Genomic DNA, 17145 nt, shown 5'->3' on the forward strand with positions numbered 1-17145 from the left:
GGCAATATGAAGTTAACCAATAATGTGGATACTTAATATTAAATTTATTTTACCTTCGGTTTATACTTCGAAGCGGTTAAAATCTTTTGCCCGTCTGAAACTGCAAAGAGTTCTTTCAGGGTAGTGTCGGGATTTTCTTCCATGTATTTTTGAACAATCTGCCAGCCCAGCCAGGCTCCTGCTTTTCCCGGGCTTTCCTTAGGCATGCCATAGGTGGTGGGGCCTTCCTTCACATATTTGAATTGTTCGAACTTCGTATCATACAGTAAATTCTTTTCCAGAAAATATGCCCAGATCTGCTGTTCATTATCCTTGCACCATTTCCATTGTTTTTCGGTATATTTGATGATGTCGTTTTCTTTCTCTTGCGGCAATAAGCTTTGGATAAAGAACAGGATTTTTCCTTCTGCGACCATCTTGTCCAGAAGGGTGGATTTGTCATCCGGCACCGGAACGATATTGGCACCTAACACATTGGCACAATCGATTGCCATATATTTCTGGTCAAAAGTCGGAATCATGAAGGTGTATTCCTGAAAGACAGCAGGATAATAAATATAGCCCGGACCCAGGTATTTATCCAGTGAAATTCCGAGTATGGAATCCGTGGCGGTGAAAACAGAATAGGAAAACTCGGAAATGCAGGTGATGACTTTGGGTGTCGGTTTTTCCGGGAAATAACTTTTGTAATTGGCAAAAGCGGTTTGCAGATCCTCTTTTAAAAAAGCGATATCTGCGAAGCGTTGCTGCACGGTGTCGTACAAACCTCTCATGGCCTTTTTGGTGAGAAAATCCCGCATCACCTGCAGCTGCATTTCTTTGTTTCCGGTAGCCGGAATATTCAGCACCTGATGGTAAAATATCTTATAAAACAGAGGATATTTCGCATCCAGCCTTGCTAACTCATTTTCCAGCTCGTCCGGGTTGCAGGCAAATAACTCTTTCTCAAAGCGGATGATGTCCACCTGTACTTCTGACTTCTTCACGACCTTTTCCTTTTTGGGTGGAGACTTTTGTTGCTGGCAGGTACAGGAAGAAAAGCAGGATAGGATTAAGGCAGTTAATAGGATGGGGGTATATTTTTTCATTCTACTGGAAGTTGTTGCCAAAAATAAGACTTTGGATACAGATAGTTGAAGATGTTTAGCTAAATTATGATTTGAGCGAAGGTTTTAATTTATATCCTTACTTTTCTCTTTTCGAGTTTAACTTATACCTTTACATACATGAAAATCGGTTTAGCACAGCAAAACTATAGGATTGGTGATTTCAGAGGTAACTTTGAGAAATTGAAATCTGCCATTGAAGAAGGAATACGGGCAAGAGCAGACTTGATTGTATTCAGTGAGCTCGCTGTTTGCGGTTATCCGCCCCGCGATTTTCTGGAGTTCAGGCATTTTATCCGGGAATGTGAGCATGTCATACAGCAACTCGCCTCTTTAGCGGGGAATAAGATTGCCGTAGTGGTGGGGGCGCCTTCCAGAAACCCTAAAAAAGATGGAAAGGATCTGTATAATTCTGCTTTTTTTCTGGAAAACGGTTCGGTCAAATATATTGCGCATAAAACATTGCTCCCCACGTACGATGTATTTGATGAATACCGGTATTTTGAACCCTGCCATGATTTTGATGTTGTGGAATATAAAGGCAAAAAAATCGCACTGACCATTTGCGAGGATATCTGGGATACGGGAGCGGAGAATCCATTGTATAAAATAAACCCGGTGGCGGAGTTGTCAAAATTTCAACCGGATATCCTGATTAATCTGTCTGCCTCGCCCTTTTCTTATGGGCAGGCAAAGAAGCGCATAGAGGTGGTGCAGTGCAATGCCACTGCATTTAATCTGCCGGTCTTTTATTGTAATTGTTCGGGTGCACAAACAGAATTGATTTTTGACGGCGGAAGCCTGGTTGTGTCACCGGATGGTACCATTGTTGATGAGATGCCTTATTTTGAAGAGTGTATTCGATTTTATGATCTGGAATCGGTGCTGGAAGGCCAACGTATGACAGAGTACCCGGAACAGGATAAAAATCCGACAAGATTGATACACGATGCATTGGTGTGCGGAATCAAGGATTATTTCCAGAAACTGGGATTTAAAAAAGCGATTCTTGGCTTGTCGGGCGGTGTCGACTCCGCACTGACCTTAGTTTTAGCGGTTCGTGCACTTGGGAAAGAAAATGTACTGAGTGTATTGATGCCTTCTCAGTTTTCAACTCCCCACTCGGTAGATGATTCACTGAAACTATTGGAGAATCTTGGTTCCCCGCACAAGATCATTCCCATTAAAGATGTTTTTGATGTATATGACAACGTTTTGCAGCCGCATTTTGATAATAAACCGTTTGATGTGACCGAAGAAAACCTGCAGGCTCGCATCCGCGGCAATTACCTGATGGCGTTGAGCAATAAATTTGGTTATATTCTACTCAATACCACCAACAAGAGTGAAGCGGCAGTAGGTTATGGAACACTCTACGGCGACATGTGCGGAGGGTTGGCAGTGCTGGCTGATGTGTATAAGACTCAAATTTACCGGGTTTGTCAGTACATTAACAAAGATCAGGAAATTATTCCCGAAAATATTCTGACGAAGGCACCCAGTGCAGAGTTGCGGCCAGGACAAAAAGACAGCGACTCATTGCCGGATTATGACGTGCTGGATAAGGTTTTGCTGGAATATATTGAACACCATCAGGGACCGGATGAGATAGAAGCAATGGGATTTGACGATGCACTGGTGACGCGCATCCTTCGTATGGTCAATCGCAATGAATTCAAGCGCCATCAGACCCCACCGATTTTAAGGGTATCTCCCAAAGCTTTCGGCTCGGGAAGGCGATTGCCGATTGTGGGGAAATACCTGGAATAACGGTTAGCGCAACGCCAGTATTTTCTTCTCGAATTTTTCATAAATCAATGCAGCAAATCCAAAACTTACTATCCACGTAAAGACGTATTGGAGGATATTAAAAGCCAGCAGACTTTTTTGCGGAATGTGCAGCTGCTCCAGTACATACATTACCAGTATGATGGAAATGAAGTGAAATAAATAGACACTATAGGTAATTTTTCCCAGGTAAACGATAAACGGGTGTTCCAGTATTCCGTACTTCTTACCGTCTTTTATCAGGTACAGCATAAAGACGGCGAAACAGGTACAGAAGACCTCGCTTAGAAAGAATGGGAATTCAAACCCGCTGAACATCAATCCAAACATGACTATCATGCATGCGATGGTCAGCTTTTTGGTTACGTATTTTTGTACAATATCCAACCGGTACAGGAATAAATAAATGGCGATTCCGCCAATAAAAAAACAGTAGGCATATGAAAATAAGACACTGAACAGGATAACACGCGATACATACCGGGAAGTATCGGTATGGAAGAATTTTCTGCAAAACAGGTCAATCAGCAGGCACATAATCAATGCACCGTAATACACTAAGAAACATTTTACGATGAACTGTTTGAAGTTCCTGAATTTCCTCCATAACAGCGGCCAGAAAAGATAAAAGATTTCTTCCGTTCCGATGGTCCAGTGGTGAATGCCGTATATCCATACGCCGCTGTTCACATAAGACAACAACATCGCGATGTGCGGCATTAATCCGATACTGAGCGAAAACAGAAACCATTTGGGTATCTCAAATAAATCCAGGTAATTCGCATGATTCAGCCACGGCAATGCTTTAAAGAAGATCGTATTGGCATACTCTCCTAAAAAGGAATACGGCATTACAATCCAGTAGACAAACATGGACAGGTAAAAAACCGGCCATATCCGGAATATTCTGTTTCTGTAAAATCTTTTAACGGAAACGGTCTGGGTCTTGAATTTCTCCACTTCCAGCTGGTAGGTGATTAAGAAGCCGCTCATCGTGAAAAACATCAGCACCGGATAGAAGCCGATGGAATGGGTGCGGTGTTCATTGAAAATGGCCGGCAGTATATTCCGTATTTGCTTTATCTCTTCGAGATGGCCGAATATGATGGTATTGGCCATCCAGAATCTGAATCCGAGGAGGTTCGGAAAAATATGTCTTCCCTGTAAAGCCTTGTCGTTGCGCATAATCAGATTTTTATCAGTAAATAGGCCTGCAGATTTATGTCAATGATTGTTTTTCGGTATCCCATCTTCTCCGGTTCGTTCAACAATATCTTTCCTTTATCTCCCAGTGTCTGTTTTACCAGGCTTTGCAGTTTCTCATTCATAAAGATAATACCTACATTCTTATCCGTGAAAAACTGTTGAATGTCTATATCGCCGTTTTGGATATAAGGACGCACATCATCCTGTTCCAAAAATAATTCCTGATAATTCTTTGGAAGATACGCATTGAAACCACGCTCCGTTGTGAATAATACAACCGGCTTCTTCGAATTGTGTTTTTTTAAATAGTTGACTGTTTTCAGGTTAGGCTGCTGGTCTCGGTCAGTCAGCATATTGTGGTAATAACGGATGGATTTGGCAGTCGGAGTAGTGAGGATGATCAATAAGATAATCGGATAAAATACCAGTTTGTTATTCAGCCAGGTGACATGTCCTTTTAAAAGCAACGTCAGCAACCCTATCCACCAGCAGAAATGAAGAATGATGTAATGTCGTTCAGGAAAAATGAAGAAAACGGCGAAATAGCTCCATCCCCAGAACAAAAGGATAATGACAGAAGTGGAGGAATATTGCCGAATAAAGTCCGTCACATTTCTGGATGCCCTCTTCCAAAAAATCAGGTATAGAAGGAATCCGTTGAATAAAAGATACAGGATATGTTTCGCCTTGCCCAAAAAATGGAAGATGGGGGGCGGCAATAAGAAGTCTTCCGTGTATTTAAACATGCCTAAAAAATAATTTAGTATGTTCGTGCCCATGTGTTTGAAAAACATTGGTGGATTTGCCTGCAAACACTGCAGCATGGTCTTACTGCCCCTGAAGATATCCAGCCGGTCAAATTCATCTACGGTTAACACCTCCTTCGTCCAGAATACATAGTTGGTATAGAAATGCTGCTTAAAGGCAAAAAGGCTTCTGTCGATTCCCTGTGCCTTGAAAGAAATAAATCCAAAAACAACATAAAGCAGTGCCATGAAAAATACCATAACCAGATAAGCCTTGCTCCAGCTGATTTTTTTCTGATAGATTATCAGTAACAGCCACAATAACGACAGCGATGCGGTAATCAGCAGGAACTCCTGCCTTGCGTACAGGCATATATAGGAAGCGGTAAAAGCAGTAATGATTTTTGTTTCAATGCGACGGGACTTTGCGACGATAATGAAGGCAAGTAAAATGACGCACAAACAAAAGTGGCTTACATAGGTAAAATTAGATACAAGCAGAGGGTGCATTAAAAATGAGAGTGAAAGCAATAGTGCCAGATTTTTCTCTGTCTGATAATGGATTAGGAATAAAAATAACAAGGCGGGAATCAGCACCATCAGGATGCAGTAATTATGATAAAAGGTCTGTACGGCATCTGCCGAAAATTTAGAAACAATGAAATACCATAGGTTGTAGGAAGGCCCCCAGTCGTTAAAGATATGCTGAGGGATATGAATGCCCTTTTGCAGGTATTCCGTTTCATCGAAAAACGGGATGTCAAGATGCTGCTGTACACCATGAAGTTGTTTGAAGGCAGCCAGCACAATCACGAATAAATAAAATAAAGTTTGTACATTTATTTCAGGCGGCGGCAGACTGTCTTCTTTGAATATCTTTTGTAGAAACGACATAGAGTAATTAGAGCGAAATTATGAAATTAAAACTGTTGCGCAAAGCTGTACTGGATTATCCTTCCGGTTCGGCATTAGAATACCATAAGGACAGTTTATATGTCATCGGCGACGATGTGCATTATATCTTATGCCTGGATGCTCAGTGGAATGTCATCCGGCATATACAGCTGTTTGAATCGGCTCTGGAACGTATTCCCAAGCCGGATAAGCCGGACATAGAATGTGCGGCGGTCATAGATGATGTTTTGTATCTGTTAGGCTCCGGCTCCAAATCACCGCAACGGGATGTGGCATTCATTGTGCAGTTGTCAGATTATACTGTGAAGAAAATCAATACCGCTGCATTTTACGGTATTTTCAGAGACCGGAATCTTCTGGGTGAAATGAATATAGAAGGATTTACAGTTTGTAAAGACAAATTATTGCTTTTCAACAGGGCCAATACGAGTCAGCCTAATAGTTTGATCATTACAGACAGGAAAATAGTAAAAAGGCAGTTTCCGGACCGATTTAAGGTGATGCCTGTTGAAATAGGCAGCCTAAACAATATCCCACTCGGAATTTCCGGAGCCAGTTATTGTGAGGTAAACGATATCTTATTCATAACAGCTTCTGCAGAAAATACCGATAACACCTATGATGACGGCGATATTATCGGTAGCGTGCTCGGAATAGTATATAATGCTTCTGTCGCATTGAATGCCCCTTCGTTCATAATAGAACATATCATTGAACTGGATAAAGTGGAAAAGGTTTTCTCCAAACAGAAAATGGAATCTGTCTGTATCACCAGGCAGGAAAACAAAAACTACACTTGTGTCCTTGTCGCGGATAATGATGACGGGAAATCCGTTTTGTTTGAAATGGACATACAGCTTGTATAAAAAAGAGAGGGTCAGGGCACGCTCTCTTTTTACCGGATGAACTTTATTTGTTGTCTTCCAATGCTTTGTTAATCATAAATGAAATATAAGCTCTGTGCGATTTTGTGGCAGCATCACCCGCTACATTCGCTTTCATCCAGGCCAAGATGCGTTTTATTTCACCAAAGGAGGCAGACTTGGAAATGTGAGAATAAGAATTGTTTTTCAGGTCAATAATGCCAAGCAGACGCATGACATATTCTCTTTGAATATTCTGCCGAATGGTAGATGCGGAACCTGCCAGGTCTTCCGTAAAAATGCTGTTGGTCAGGTCCGTCAGCATATCCGTCAGCTCGTATTTATTGCCGTATAATCTAGAATCTGTCAGGCGCTGCATGACAGTCGCATTCAACAGGTGGTCTAATACTCCGCGCTGCATGTTTACAATTCGTTCATGGATTTTCGGGTCTTCATTCTCTTTTCTGAAATCAAATCCTCGTCGCTGCATTTGCAGGTATGCAAAAATATCTTCAGGTGTCTTAAAAGCGTTTTTTGAAAAGGCATACTTAGCCAATGCCGCCATAGCCTTTTTTTGTTCGGTTACGGTTACAGGGGTTAATGGTTTTTCCGTAGGAGCAGCCCCGGCAAAGTTTCTGTTGACATAGATGCCGCCGATAAAACGGGTAATGGTATTCAAACTCCTGGAATAATGACCGGATAATATCAGATAGGCGTTTCGTAATTCATGAAAAGACCGGTTGGGTAATGTATATTTCTGGATTAATTTTGGTAGTGCATTGTTTACCATTTCTATGTTACTGATTGCGTAAGCGATGGCATCATCTGACATGTCAAACAAATTAGCACGAGGGTCAATTCCTCTGCCTGGAGAACGCATGTCGTCTGCATCGTTGAAGAATCGGTTTTCTCTTTTTGAAGACTCCGATAATATTTTCTGCAGCATTTCAGTTTCTTCATATTCAGATTTTGCAGGTGTGTAACCGTATCGGATTGCCCAAATATCATAGGGGCCGGGTTTGATATCGAAGAATACACCTTGTTTGTTCTTGTCAGGGGATATGTTTGGTATGGTGTAATCCATGACAGAAGCAGTTAAGCCAACGGTAGAACCCAGTTTGGTGTCCTGCATCTGGTCAAAGGTGTGCAGCTGGGAAGCGATAAAGTTGTGATTTAATCCAAAGGTATGCCCCACTTCGTGCAGCACCAGGTCAAATAATGCCTGTTTGATGAATTTATCCTTGTCTATATCGCTGAAATCATTGGCGGTTAACAACTGGTTGCCGTACAAAATATTCTGATGCATCGCTTCACCGTACAAACAGCCATCATAGTTCATTTGTGCCGGTTCCTGCATGTTATCCAGTGCAGCGATATCATATAATTTTTCCAGTTTTAACCGGTTGGTCAGAAATACCAGTTCCAGCATGATGTCTGCGCCGATAATTTCTCCCGTTCTCGGATTCACAAAGCTCGGACCGTAGCCGCCGTAAGGAGGACGCGGAGATGACGTAAAACGTATCACGTTGTAGCGAATGTCTTCGGCTTCCCAGTTAGCAGTATCCGGTTGTATATAGCATTCCACGGCATTCTTGAATCCGGCGGCTTCAAATGCTTCATTCCAGGCTAAAACTGCATCCTTGATGATTTCTCTGAATTCCACGGGGGTGGTTTTCTCCACCCACCACACAATTGGTTTTACCGGTTCTGAAATTTTGGCTTCCGGATTCTTTTTCTGCAGGTTCCATCGGTGTATCAGGTCTTTCCAGGGAGTTGTGCTCGCGGAAGTCTGGTCCGTAATCTTTTCCATAAAATAACCTATTCTCGGGTCGTCTGCCCTTGGAATAAAATTGTCTGCCGGAACTTCTATGATGCTGTGCTGTAACTTAACAGAAACGAAACGGGCATCGGTTACTTCATCGGAGCCATTGTTAACCGGGGATGGATTTTCATAAATATATTCAACGGAAACATCCGTGTTATTCGGAAAATTCTTAATTGCCAGGTATTTAGATTTTTTGCTGCTCAGAGAACCGAGTGAAAAGGCATCCGGTTTGTCGGCAGGCATCTTTGTCGGCTTGATTTGAGTGAGACTTTCTCCTAAAAATAAATTGTCGGCTTCTATCAGGTAGGTTTTTCCGGTAGTTGCCGCAATTTTCTCCGATAAAAATAAGGGTTGGTTGATATTGGCATTTTCCGCTTTGCTTAATGCATTGTTTTTGTCAAAGTAAAAGCTCGTATTTTGTAAAACGAAGTCGATACGGTCAAAGTACCTGACGATTTTAAAAATAGAGTTGTCCTTATAGCCGCCTCGTGCGTAACCGGCATCTATGATACCATCCAGCACATATGCAAAATAGATGTACTCTTTGCCAATTTTATCTTCGGTTATTTCCAGATAGGTTTTACCGTTGATGGTATCCTGATATAAGTTGAATAACCCACTTGTCTTTCTGCATTTTTCGGTCACTTCCTTAATAGACTTGAACGGCTCTTTCTTCGTGTCTTTTTTGGCTGTGGTGTCTTTGACTGCCGTTTTGGCGGTATCTGTAACAGTTCCAGCAACTGTATCCAGTTTCTTCTTGTCTTTCTTTGCATATATATTTGAAACCGAAAGTATTGCAAGTGCAATTAAAAATGAGATGGAGAAAAATGACTTCATGATAATAGATTAATGTGAACAAAAATACCAATTTTTACCAATTTTAATAAAATAATAAACCATCCTGTATAAGTAGGATGGTTTACGGTATTATTACAGTCTGACCGGATTATCTCTCATACTGGCAGCATTGCGGCAATTGATGATAGGCGGAATCACTGGCTTTGTATTTTTCTGTATCATAACCGCTATTGGCTATGTTTTGTTGAATCTTATCGACGGAAATTTTTGCAGGAGCGAAACTGATGGTTACTATTCCGTTTTCCTCATTCCAGACGGCGGACTTCACCCCATCCGCTTTGGCCGCCTTTTCTATACGTTTTTTACACATATCACAGTTGCCCCAGACCTTAAATGAAGTCTTTGTGAGGTCCTCTTTAGCAAAGGTATTTACAGATAAAAAGGTACAAAAAATGGTCAGGATGACAAGAGGCGCATTTTTCATTTTATTTCTTTTAAACGGTTACAGATAATACAGCATATTTCATGCCGTTATTTCGGCTTCTCTAGATCCATTCCACATTCGGAGCATTTGCCGGGTTTGTCAGAATTGATGTCTTTGTGCATAGGACAGGCGTACAGGGCAGTTCCTTTTTCTGCGTCTTTCTTGCAGCAGGCTTTTCCTTCTCCTTTCTTATCAAAGGCGGCGGAATCTTTCTTGCAGCAGGCTTTCTCTTCGCCGGCTTTGCATTTATCGCAGCATTTTTCTTCCCTGGTGCAGGTGCCGGAACATTTATCGCAGCATTTCTCCTCTTTACAGCAGCCGGGTTTTTTGCTGCAGGCTTTCTCTTCGCCGGCTTTGCATTTGTCACAGCATTTTTCTTCCCTGGTGCATTTATCTGAACACTTGTCGCAGCATTTCTCCTTTTTGCAGCAACTCGCTTTTTCGCAGGTTCCATCTTTTTTACAACAGTGTTTGCAGGCTGTTGCGCCAAGTAAGGTAGCCACTAAGACCATCATAATGACTACGATTGATTTGATTTTTTTCATGTTGTGTTTGTTTTAATAAGTTGTATAATGTGTTTAATTGATAAAAATTCGGAATCCGCCATAAGCGGTTACGCCCATAACGGGAGCATATACCTGATATGTGTCAAAAAAGGAGGTATACGGCATGCCTAAGATAACGGATTTCTGCCGATAATTTGTAATGTTTTCGGCACCGATGAACAGCTCGGCATGTTTAAAATATTTCATCACCTGTACATTCAGCAATACATACCTGGGTGAATACCTTTTACCGGCATCGCCGGCAAAGCTGTTCGGCAGCCTTCGCCTTCCGTTGATGCTGGTATTCACATCAAACTGCCATTGCTGATTCGGTGTCTTATAGCTGAGTGCTACCAGCCCTTTGTGCATGGCCTGTAATGGCTTTTGCAGCAGAACACCGTGATACGTCAGCCGCACATCTTCCAGGCGGTAAGCGGCTTTCAGGTCTAATCCCTTCAATACCTCAAAAGCAAACTCCACCAGCAAACTGTTGGAGAATGATTTGCCTTTCAGGTTGGAGATAACGGCATCCCCATCGGCATTGTCTATATCCACCACAGATTGACGGATGAAGTCAGTCCGGAAGAAATCTACCGAGAAACTTCCTTCCCGGTTCCATAAGTTGAATTTCTGTGTTAAACTTAACCCATAGTTCCAGAGAATTTCCTTCGAAGGGTGTTCCTGAAAGATGATATTCCGCGAACTGGCTAATAAAGATTGGTTTTCTGTCAGGATGTTGGGTACGCGGAACCCGCTTCCGGCTGCCACACGAAGGATGGTTTTTTCATGCCTGTCCAGCACAAATCGTGCATGTACTCTCGGGTGAAACTGGAAACCCGCACGTGTGTGGTAATCTCCCCGGAAACCCGCCACCACTGTTATTTTTGTTCCGTATTTATACGTGTATTCGGTAAAAAATCCTGGTATGATATCGCTTCTCCTGAACTGCAGGGAGTCGAGTCGCTCGTTGAGATGGTCATACACAAAATTGAACCCGCTGACCATGCTGTGCGCATCATTCCTGATGGTTGTCTGATAGAGTAGGGTTCCGGTGAAAGAGGCCTGCCGGGTGTCAAATAGTTTGGTGCCATACCCAGACTTTTGCTGATGGTACACCCCTGAGAACTGGCTTCCGATACTGCTTTCTTCATCGAAGATATAGCCTGTCTTTGCAAAGCCTTCCACGCGCCTGGTGTTGATGTTGATGCCGAACAGCGACAGCGAATCCGTGCCGTGTTCATGAATATGGCGGATTTGCCCTCCCTCCCGGTTTTCACTCAGAACTTTTACCATGTATTGCCCTTCCACCTTCTCGCCGTGGTAGTCCCAGCGGTTCAGCAGGTTGTATTGCTTTATCACAGGCTGGTCCAGAAAGCCGTCGTGGTTCATGTCCTGTTTGACGGGTGTAAATGCGCCGTTCGCCATCAGCACGGTTCCGAGCCTTGGATTGATTTTGTGATTGATCAGCAAGTTGGTTTCAATACGTGCATTCTGATTGCCGAACAGGTCAAAGAATAATCTGGTAGAATCATTGAAACTGCTTTTAAATTCCACATTCATGGAACCGGTAACGCCTTCATAACTGCTTTTGACAGATGGTATTCCTTTCGATACGGAAATGGATTTCATCCAGGAGCGGGAATATGGTCCAGCCCGAAGGTGGATGTAAGGCCGCGCATAAATGGAACACCCTCCAGCAGGTTTTGCACATACAGTCCGCTAAGACCTAACAGTTTGATTTCTTTGGCGCCGGTCACCGCGTCCGAATAGTTTACATCTACGGAGGCATTTGTCTGAAAACTTTCTGACAGGTTGCAGCACGCCGCTTTCTTGATTTCGCCGCTTTCTATCTTTTCCGTTTTCATCGGGTTGATGGTAGAGATAAAGCTGGTTTGTCTTTTTGCCTTTATGCTGACTTCCTTCAGCTGGATTTCCGGCACCAGTTTTACAGTGATATCCTTTAATGCAGTGATTAAAATCGTATCACTGAAATACCCCACATAGCTTATCAGCAGCAAATGTGGCAGGCTGTCCGGTTGTTCCAGAATGGCGATTCCATACTCGTTGGTGGTTGCGCCGATGTTGGTATTTACCCATTGTACATTGGCACCCATTAAAAGCTCATTTGTCTTCTTATCGGTAATTTTTATTTGTATGCTTTTGGCGTTCTGGCTGAATGCAGGATGAAAAAACCATACATTCAAGCTCATCAACACCAATAATAAATGTTTCATGTATTTTTATTAGAGATGAAATAATATCGTTACTGTTTGAACAATATCAATATCTGCTAACAACGGAAAACCTGCAACTCGGAACGTTCAGGTAAAAGAAGGGGTTTTAATTGAAGAAGTTTTTCCGGGGGAGATAACCCGGATGAATAATAAAATGTGTAGGCGTTTTGGGTATATGTATTGTTAGTGAAACAAAAGAAACTATCCAGAATTTTTTCAATCGGTTTTATAACCATCGATTTGGACAGGAATCCTTCGACCGTCAGTTTGTTGAAAAACTGTTTGTGTTCACAACAATTCTTTTTGCTGGGTACGGGTTTTTCATTACAGCAGGATCCAGCCGGTTTTTCCATGTCACAGGTTGGCTGGGTAACCATGGAAAAACTGCGTGTTTTGGAAATAGTGCAGATATGTTCGAATACAAAAACGCCACTCGTGGAGAATAAGACTACAAATGCTATGATTAAAGCGGATATATTAGTTTTGTATTTCACGTTGTTACCAACTTCAAAGTTAGCATGTATTCGCTTGTTTTACCTGATAAAATTGTTTAAATAGCGTTAATATTTATCATAAGATAGCAATAGTTTAAAAATGGAATGAGTAAGTTTGGGTAAATGGGATTAAAAGATATTATACAAAATATGACCAACCCTAAGGATGCGGACATCTTTCTGAACCGTTTTCCCAATAAGGTGGGCTCATACGGCTACGACCCGTGGGGGTTCAATATCAATGGCATCAAGCCGTTTGTAGGTGCCGGTAAGTTTTTCTATGAAAAATATTTTCGGGTGGAGGCGCACGGACTGGAGAATATACCACAGCAGGGAAGGTGCCTGATCATTGCCAATCACAGCGGGCAGCTGCCGCTGGACGCCATGATGCTGGGCTACACGATGGTGACGAACGAGCATGCTCCGCGCGCACCGAAAGGCATGTACGAACGTTTTGTGCCGCAGGTGCCGTTTATCAGTTCCATTTTTTCACAATGGGGTGGAACGGTGGGTGATCCCGAGAATTGCATCAAGATGCTGGAAAATGAAGAAGCCGTGATGGTATTTCCGGAAGGCGCAAGAGGAATTTCCAAACCGTTCAAGAAACGATATTAGCTGCAGCAGTTCGGGCTCGGATTTATGTATATGGCATTGCAGACAAAATCACCGATAATCCCTGTCGGGATTGTGGGCTGCGAGGAGTCCATCATCAATTTCGGCAATATGGATTTTTTACAGAAACTCATCAAATTTCCGGCAGCTCCCGCCCTGATACCATTCGTGTTCCCGACCAAAATTATCATGAATATCGGCAAACCCATGCTGTTTGAAGGCGACGGCAGCCGCGAATATCTGGTAAAAGAAATGGTGGAAGAGGTGAAACGGGAAGTAAAACACCTCATGGATATCGGCTTGCGCCAGCGCACAGGAATTTTCAGTTAAGGCAGCACGTTTACTTTCTGAAATGTTTTAATGTAAGTTCTCCATTACCTTCATCAGTTTTTCAGTCACCTCTCCGGCAAGGCTGCCCAGGACTTCATTATGAACGGCACTCATCGTTTCGTTGGGATTGATGGCTGAAACTTCCACAGCTCCATTCTCCTTTTCCTGTACCACCACATTACACGGCAGCAATACACCAATTTTGTCTTCGCACTGCAAAGCCCTGTACGCAAAGGTGGGGTTGCAGGGCGCAGTATCGTGTATTGTTTATAATCCACGTCGATTTTCTTTTTCAGGGTATCTTTCATGTCAATTTCGGTAATGATACCAAACCCTTCTTCTTTCAGGGCTGCCTTCACGATTTCGATGGTTTCTTCAAAATTTCTGCCAAGGAGTGTTTTGTCAAAGGAATAGCTCATATTGTTTCTTTTCACTAAAGTTACAGATAATTTTGTTAACCTATTCCAGAATAAAATAACTCCATGGCCCACCAAACGATGGGTGGTGTCTTTTCATTTTAGATATAATGATGATAATTGTAGTAAGTCTGCACTATCCACCCCTGAATCCCCTCCGGGAGAGGAAATGCGGACTGTAGTTAACAAAAAAGAATTACCGGGTTATTGTAAAAGTAAATACAAGAAGAATATCATTGTACACATTTCCCTCCTTGAGGAGGGATTCGGGGAGGTGATTTTAGGGTTTGAGATGCATAACGAAAGCTGCAACGATGCAGAATTTGGCTTTATTTGTATTTGGCTTTAAGAGTGGATGCTAAGTATAATTTGGAGATTATTTCAGTAGGGTAGTTCGTTGGTTACAAACCAACGATGGCAGAGGCGAAACACTAAAGCCATGAGGAGATTAGGTGGAATTTAGCCAACTGATTTATTTCATTTCCTCGTGTCTACATAAATCGTTTATGAGCGACACAGCCCTGTTTTTCCTGTCTTCCGTCAGGATATCTTTTTGGAAGTTGCGGGCATTCTGTGCAAATGTAACATCGTCTAACACACGGACAACCGCTTTCCGGATCCTGCCTGCACCTGCATTCGGACTCAGATGCATGCCTAGTTTATGGTAGGCTACTTTTACGGCATTATCATTTTGGTCGCGCCCCATTGGCAGACAAATCAAGGGTAACCCATTCGCCAATGCCCGCATGATGGTGCCGTGCCCTGCATGGGTAATCACAAGACTTGCGTGGGGAAACACTTGTGAATGCGGTGCTGAGTTGACGACCACTACATTGTCCGGAACATCCAGGCGGATATCCTTCATGGACATACCCAACGTTACCAGGCCTCTGATTTCGAGCCCCTTCAGCGAATGGATGGCATTCTGTATGCTTTGTGCCTGATTTTGAAATGTGGAGGATAAGGAAATGACGACCAAAGGACGTTTATCATCTTTCTTCCATGGATTATCCCATGTTTCCGTCCAGTCCGGATCATCCAGTACCGGGCCGGTATACCTGACATTGGCGGGTGCCGGCTCCAGCGGAAAATCAAAGCCGCTTAGTGTCTGCATCAGCCTCAAATCAGCCTGATGTACCAGTTCCGTCATGTCACGGAGCTTGGGAAGTCCGTAATTTACCCTGATTGAATTGATAAAGGAGAGATGTTTATTGAAAACGCCTTTAAAAACAAGACTCACAAGCCGGTCCCTGAGTTTTCCGAAAAATCCTTTTCCGGGCAACAGGCCCATTACGCCCGGAGGGCGGTTGGCACCCGGCAGGTATTCCGGAAAATGAAAGGCAATGACACGAGGAATGTGCAAGGCCTCAGCGGCAATAAGTGCGGGCAGCAGCAGGCAGTCCGCTATTAACAGGCTGGCATGAGTTGCTTTCAGTGCATCCAGTGTTTCTTCCACTACTGTTTCCGCCGGCCCGAATACGATTTTATCCAACGTGGGATTGTTCAGTGTGGAGGCATTCCAGTCGTTGATCAGGTCTTCGTTCCGGTTGGTTCGGGTAAAGTATTTTTTAAACGGAATGAATTCGAAACCATATGACCTTACTGCAACCGCCATACAGGGTTCTGAAAGTACATGAATTCGATATCCCTGTTCCCCCAGTTGCCGGGCTAAGCCCATAACAGCCGGTATGTTTCCGCCGCCGTCTATCGTGACCAGCAGTATGTTAATGGATGCATTCATGGTTATATCATTTTTAATGGTTTATTGTTTGATATCAATCCCTCCAGCAGTTCCTGCATAACTGCACGTGTCTGTTTTTCGCTGTGGTTTAAATCCTTTCTGAGCAGTTTCCAGAGATAAACATCCGTTGCGGCAACAAAGGACATCAGCCGGGTGGTGTAATTTTTTGTTTTGGGATTGGGTAAAAATCCTTTAAACACCCTTGTACACCAGGCGCGGTGATATGCCCTTCCGGATGCCAGGATTTCCCGTGCAATCGAGACTTCCTGTTCAGCGGAAAGTGTGCGGATGACCGCGTCGCCGCTTGCTTCGTATTCCGCCAGCAGGTCATTCAGAATACAAGACATATCGCCGGCAGGTGTTTGGTCGCGTGCTTTCATGATGCTCGCTGCGTCGTTCTTTATGCAGGCACTGAACAGTTCTTCCTTGTTGCCGAATTTCCGGAGTATGGTGCGGACGGTTACACCGGACTTTTCAGCAATTCTTTCCAAAGAAATCTCGTGAATGGGTATCTCCCGCCATAGGGCAGCAGCGGCTTCCAGGATGTTCCGGTCGTTTTCCGCAGCCTGCCTTGCCCTGTTGGTGAGTGTGTATGTTCTCTTGTGCATGTTAGAGTTCATATCACAAAGGTAGACATTAAATAAATTAATGTCAATAGGTATGACATGAAAAATGCAATATAGCCGGATACAGTGGATAAGCAGCCGTTACAAATTTCCGGCTTTTCGTTAAATGAAGGGTGGTGTCTTTAGTTTCAAAAAATAAATGTAGTAAGCCTACCCACCCCTTAATCTACTTCGGGTAGGGGAAATACGGACACTGGATAGCAAAATAGAATTACTGTTTAATTTTAAAGGTAAATACCGGAAGAATATCACTGTCCGCATTTCCCTCCTTGAGGAGGGATTAAGGGAGGTGTTTTTTGTTCGATGCAGAAACGAAACGTGCTGCGTGCGGTTATGAGCTATGTGTGATACCAACAGACGTTGCTTCGCTGCGCTCGCAGGACTGAGTTTTTTACGGTGGAATTAAAAGCGGGACG

15 protein-coding genes and 1 pseudogene are annotated in these 17145 nt (G+C 43.2%); 4 read left to right on the plus strand and 12 right to left on the minus strand.

Annotation, left to right across the window (positions count from 1 at the left end):
- Window positions 1-44: 44 nt before the first annotated feature.
- On the minus strand, window positions 45-1088 hold the full coding sequence (locus IPM95_09075; protein MBK9329445.1) for a hypothetical protein: 1044 nt from the start codon (window positions 1086-1088) through the stop codon (window positions 45-47).
- A 138-nt stretch (window positions 1089-1226) separates the two neighbouring features.
- On the opposite strand from IPM95_09075, the gene IPM95_09080 reads away from it, so the two are divergent.
- Window positions 1227-2876: an NAD+ synthase gene (locus tag IPM95_09080; GenBank protein ID MBK9329446.1), complete on the plus strand. Its 1650-nt coding sequence runs from the start codon at window positions 1227-1229 to the stop codon at window positions 2874-2876.
- A 3-nt stretch (window positions 2877-2879) separates the two neighbouring features.
- Here the strand turns inward: IPM95_09080 and IPM95_09085 are convergent, their stop codons facing one another.
- Both IPM95_09085 and IPM95_09090 read right to left on the minus strand, forming a co-directional pair.
- A complete protein-coding gene (locus tag IPM95_09085; GenBank protein ID MBK9329447.1) occupies window positions 2880-4079 on the minus strand; it encodes an acyltransferase in 1200 nt (399 codons plus the stop codon).
- Between the two features lie 2 nt (window positions 4080-4081).
- Complete coding sequence (locus tag IPM95_09090; GenBank protein ID MBK9329448.1) at window positions 4082-5740, minus strand: hypothetical protein; 1659 nt, start codon at window positions 5738-5740, stop codon at window positions 4082-4084.
- Between the two features lie 20 nt (window positions 5741-5760).
- Here IPM95_09090 and IPM95_09095 point away from each other — a divergent pair, with 20 nt between their 5' ends.
- Complete coding sequence (locus tag IPM95_09095; protein MBK9329449.1) at window positions 5761-6627, plus strand: hypothetical protein; 867 nt, start codon at window positions 5761-5763, stop codon at window positions 6625-6627.
- A 43-nt stretch (window positions 6628-6670) separates the two neighbouring features.
- Here the strand turns inward: IPM95_09095 and IPM95_09100 are convergent, their stop codons facing one another.
- The 6 genes from IPM95_09100 to IPM95_09125 form a co-directional block, all read right to left on the minus strand.
- Window positions 6671-9286, minus strand: a complete 2616-nt coding sequence (locus IPM95_09100; protein ID MBK9329450.1) for a zinc-dependent metalloprotease — start codon at window positions 9284-9286, stop codon at window positions 6671-6673.
- A 109-nt stretch (window positions 9287-9395) separates the two neighbouring features.
- Window positions 9396-9731 carry a heavy-metal-associated domain-containing protein gene (locus IPM95_09105; protein ID MBK9329451.1) on the minus strand — a complete coding sequence of 112 codons (336 nt, stop codon included), beginning with the start codon at window positions 9729-9731 and terminating at the stop codon, window positions 9396-9398.
- A 47-nt stretch (window positions 9732-9778) separates the two neighbouring features.
- Window positions 9779-10276 carry a hypothetical protein gene (locus tag IPM95_09110; GenBank protein ID MBK9329452.1) on the minus strand — a complete coding sequence of 166 codons (498 nt, stop codon included), beginning with the start codon at window positions 10274-10276 and terminating at the stop codon, window positions 9779-9781.
- Between the two features lie 33 nt (window positions 10277-10309).
- Entirely contained in the window at window positions 10310-11905 is a 1596-nt protein-coding gene (locus tag IPM95_09115) for a TonB-dependent receptor (protein MBK9329453.1), read from the minus strand.
- The gene (locus IPM95_09120; GenBank protein ID MBK9329454.1) at window positions 11902-12510 is read right to left on the minus strand and encodes a carboxypeptidase-like regulatory domain-containing protein; all 609 of its coding nucleotides are present in this window, start codon (window positions 12508-12510) and stop codon (window positions 11902-11904) included. The genes IPM95_09115 and IPM95_09120 overlap by 4 nt, the downstream gene beginning before the upstream one ends.
- A gap of 56 nt (window positions 12511-12566) precedes the next feature.
- The gene (locus tag IPM95_09125; protein ID MBK9329455.1) at window positions 12567-13004 is read right to left on the minus strand and encodes a hypothetical protein; all 438 of its coding nucleotides are present in this window, start codon (window positions 13002-13004) and stop codon (window positions 12567-12569) included.
- 123 nt (window positions 13005-13127) lie between these two features.
- On the opposite strand from IPM95_09125, the gene IPM95_09130 reads away from it, so the two are divergent.
- Both IPM95_09130 and IPM95_09135 read left to right on the plus strand, forming a co-directional pair.
- Window positions 13128-13619: a 1-acyl-sn-glycerol-3-phosphate acyltransferase gene (locus IPM95_09130; GenBank protein ID MBK9329456.1), complete on the plus strand. Its 492-nt coding sequence runs from the start codon at window positions 13128-13130 to the stop codon at window positions 13617-13619.
- Window positions 13620-13649: 30 nt separating this feature from the next.
- Complete coding sequence (locus IPM95_09135) at window positions 13650-13946, plus strand: hypothetical protein (protein MBK9329457.1); 297 nt, start codon at window positions 13650-13652, stop codon at window positions 13944-13946.
- A gap of 27 nt (window positions 13947-13973) precedes the next feature.
- On the opposite strand, the pseudogene IPM95_09140 reads toward IPM95_09135, so the two are convergent.
- The 3 genes and pseudogenes from IPM95_09140 to IPM95_09150 form a co-directional block, all read right to left on the minus strand.
- Window positions 13974-14365 (minus strand): annotated as a pseudogene (locus IPM95_09140) (DUF302 domain-containing protein).
- Between the two features lie 469 nt (window positions 14366-14834).
- The gene (locus IPM95_09145; GenBank protein ID MBK9329458.1) at window positions 14835-16103 is read right to left on the minus strand and encodes a glycosyltransferase family 1 protein; all 1269 of its coding nucleotides are present in this window, start codon (window positions 16101-16103) and stop codon (window positions 14835-14837) included.
- Between the two features lie 2 nt (window positions 16104-16105).
- On the minus strand, window positions 16106-16723 hold the full coding sequence (locus IPM95_09150) for a TetR/AcrR family transcriptional regulator (GenBank protein MBK9329459.1): 618 nt from the start codon (window positions 16721-16723) through the stop codon (window positions 16106-16108).
- Window positions 16724-17145: the final 422 nt, after the last annotated feature.

Source organism: Sphingobacteriales bacterium, from assembly GCA_016719635.1.
In the GTDB taxonomy this organism is placed as follows: Bacteria; Bacteroidota; Bacteroidia; order Chitinophagales; family JADIYW01; genus JADJSS01.

Coding starts and splice junctions, on each gene's coding strand:
- IPM95_09080 (MBK9329446.1), top strand. CDS start 1,227: ATGAAAATCGGTTTAGCACAGCAAAACTATAGGATTGGTGATTTCAGA.
- IPM95_09095 (MBK9329449.1), top strand. CDS start 5,761: ATGAAATTAAAACTGTTGCGCAAAGCTGTACTGGATTATCCTTCCGGT.
- IPM95_09085 (MBK9329447.1), bottom strand. CDS start 4,079: ATGCGCAACGACAAGGCTTTACAGGGAAGACATATTTTTCCGAACCTC.
- IPM95_09150 (MBK9329459.1), bottom strand. CDS start 16,723: ATGAACTCTAACATGCACAAGAGAACATACACACTCACCAACAGGGCA.
- IPM95_09145 (MBK9329458.1), bottom strand. CDS start 16,103: ATGAATGCATCCATTAACATACTGCTGGTCACGATAGACGGCGGCGGA.
- IPM95_09120 (MBK9329454.1), bottom strand. CDS start 12,510: ATGAAACATTTATTATTGGTGTTGATGAGCTTGAATGTATGGTTTTTT.
- IPM95_09105 (MBK9329451.1), bottom strand. CDS start 9,731: ATGAAAAATGCGCCTCTTGTCATCCTGACCATTTTTTGTACCTTTTTA.
- IPM95_09115 (MBK9329453.1), bottom strand. CDS start 11,905: ATGAAATCCATTTCCGTATCGAAAGGAATACCATCTGTCAAAAGCAGT.
- IPM95_09075 (MBK9329445.1), bottom strand. CDS start 1,088: ATGAAAAAATATACCCCCATCCTATTAACTGCCTTAATCCTATCCTGC.
- IPM95_09110 (MBK9329452.1), bottom strand. CDS start 10,276: ATGAAAAAAATCAAATCAATCGTAGTCATTATGATGGTCTTAGTGGCT.
- IPM95_09130 (MBK9329456.1), top strand. CDS start 13,128: ATGGGATTAAAAGATATTATACAAAATATGACCAACCCTAAGGATGCG.
- IPM95_09090 (MBK9329448.1), bottom strand. CDS start 5,740: ATGTCGTTTCTACAAAAGATATTCAAAGAAGACAGTCTGCCGCCGCCT.
- IPM95_09135 (MBK9329457.1), top strand. CDS start 13,650: ATGGCATTGCAGACAAAATCACCGATAATCCCTGTCGGGATTGTGGGC.
- IPM95_09100 (MBK9329450.1), bottom strand. CDS start 9,286: ATGAAGTCATTTTTCTCCATCTCATTTTTAATTGCACTTGCAATACTT.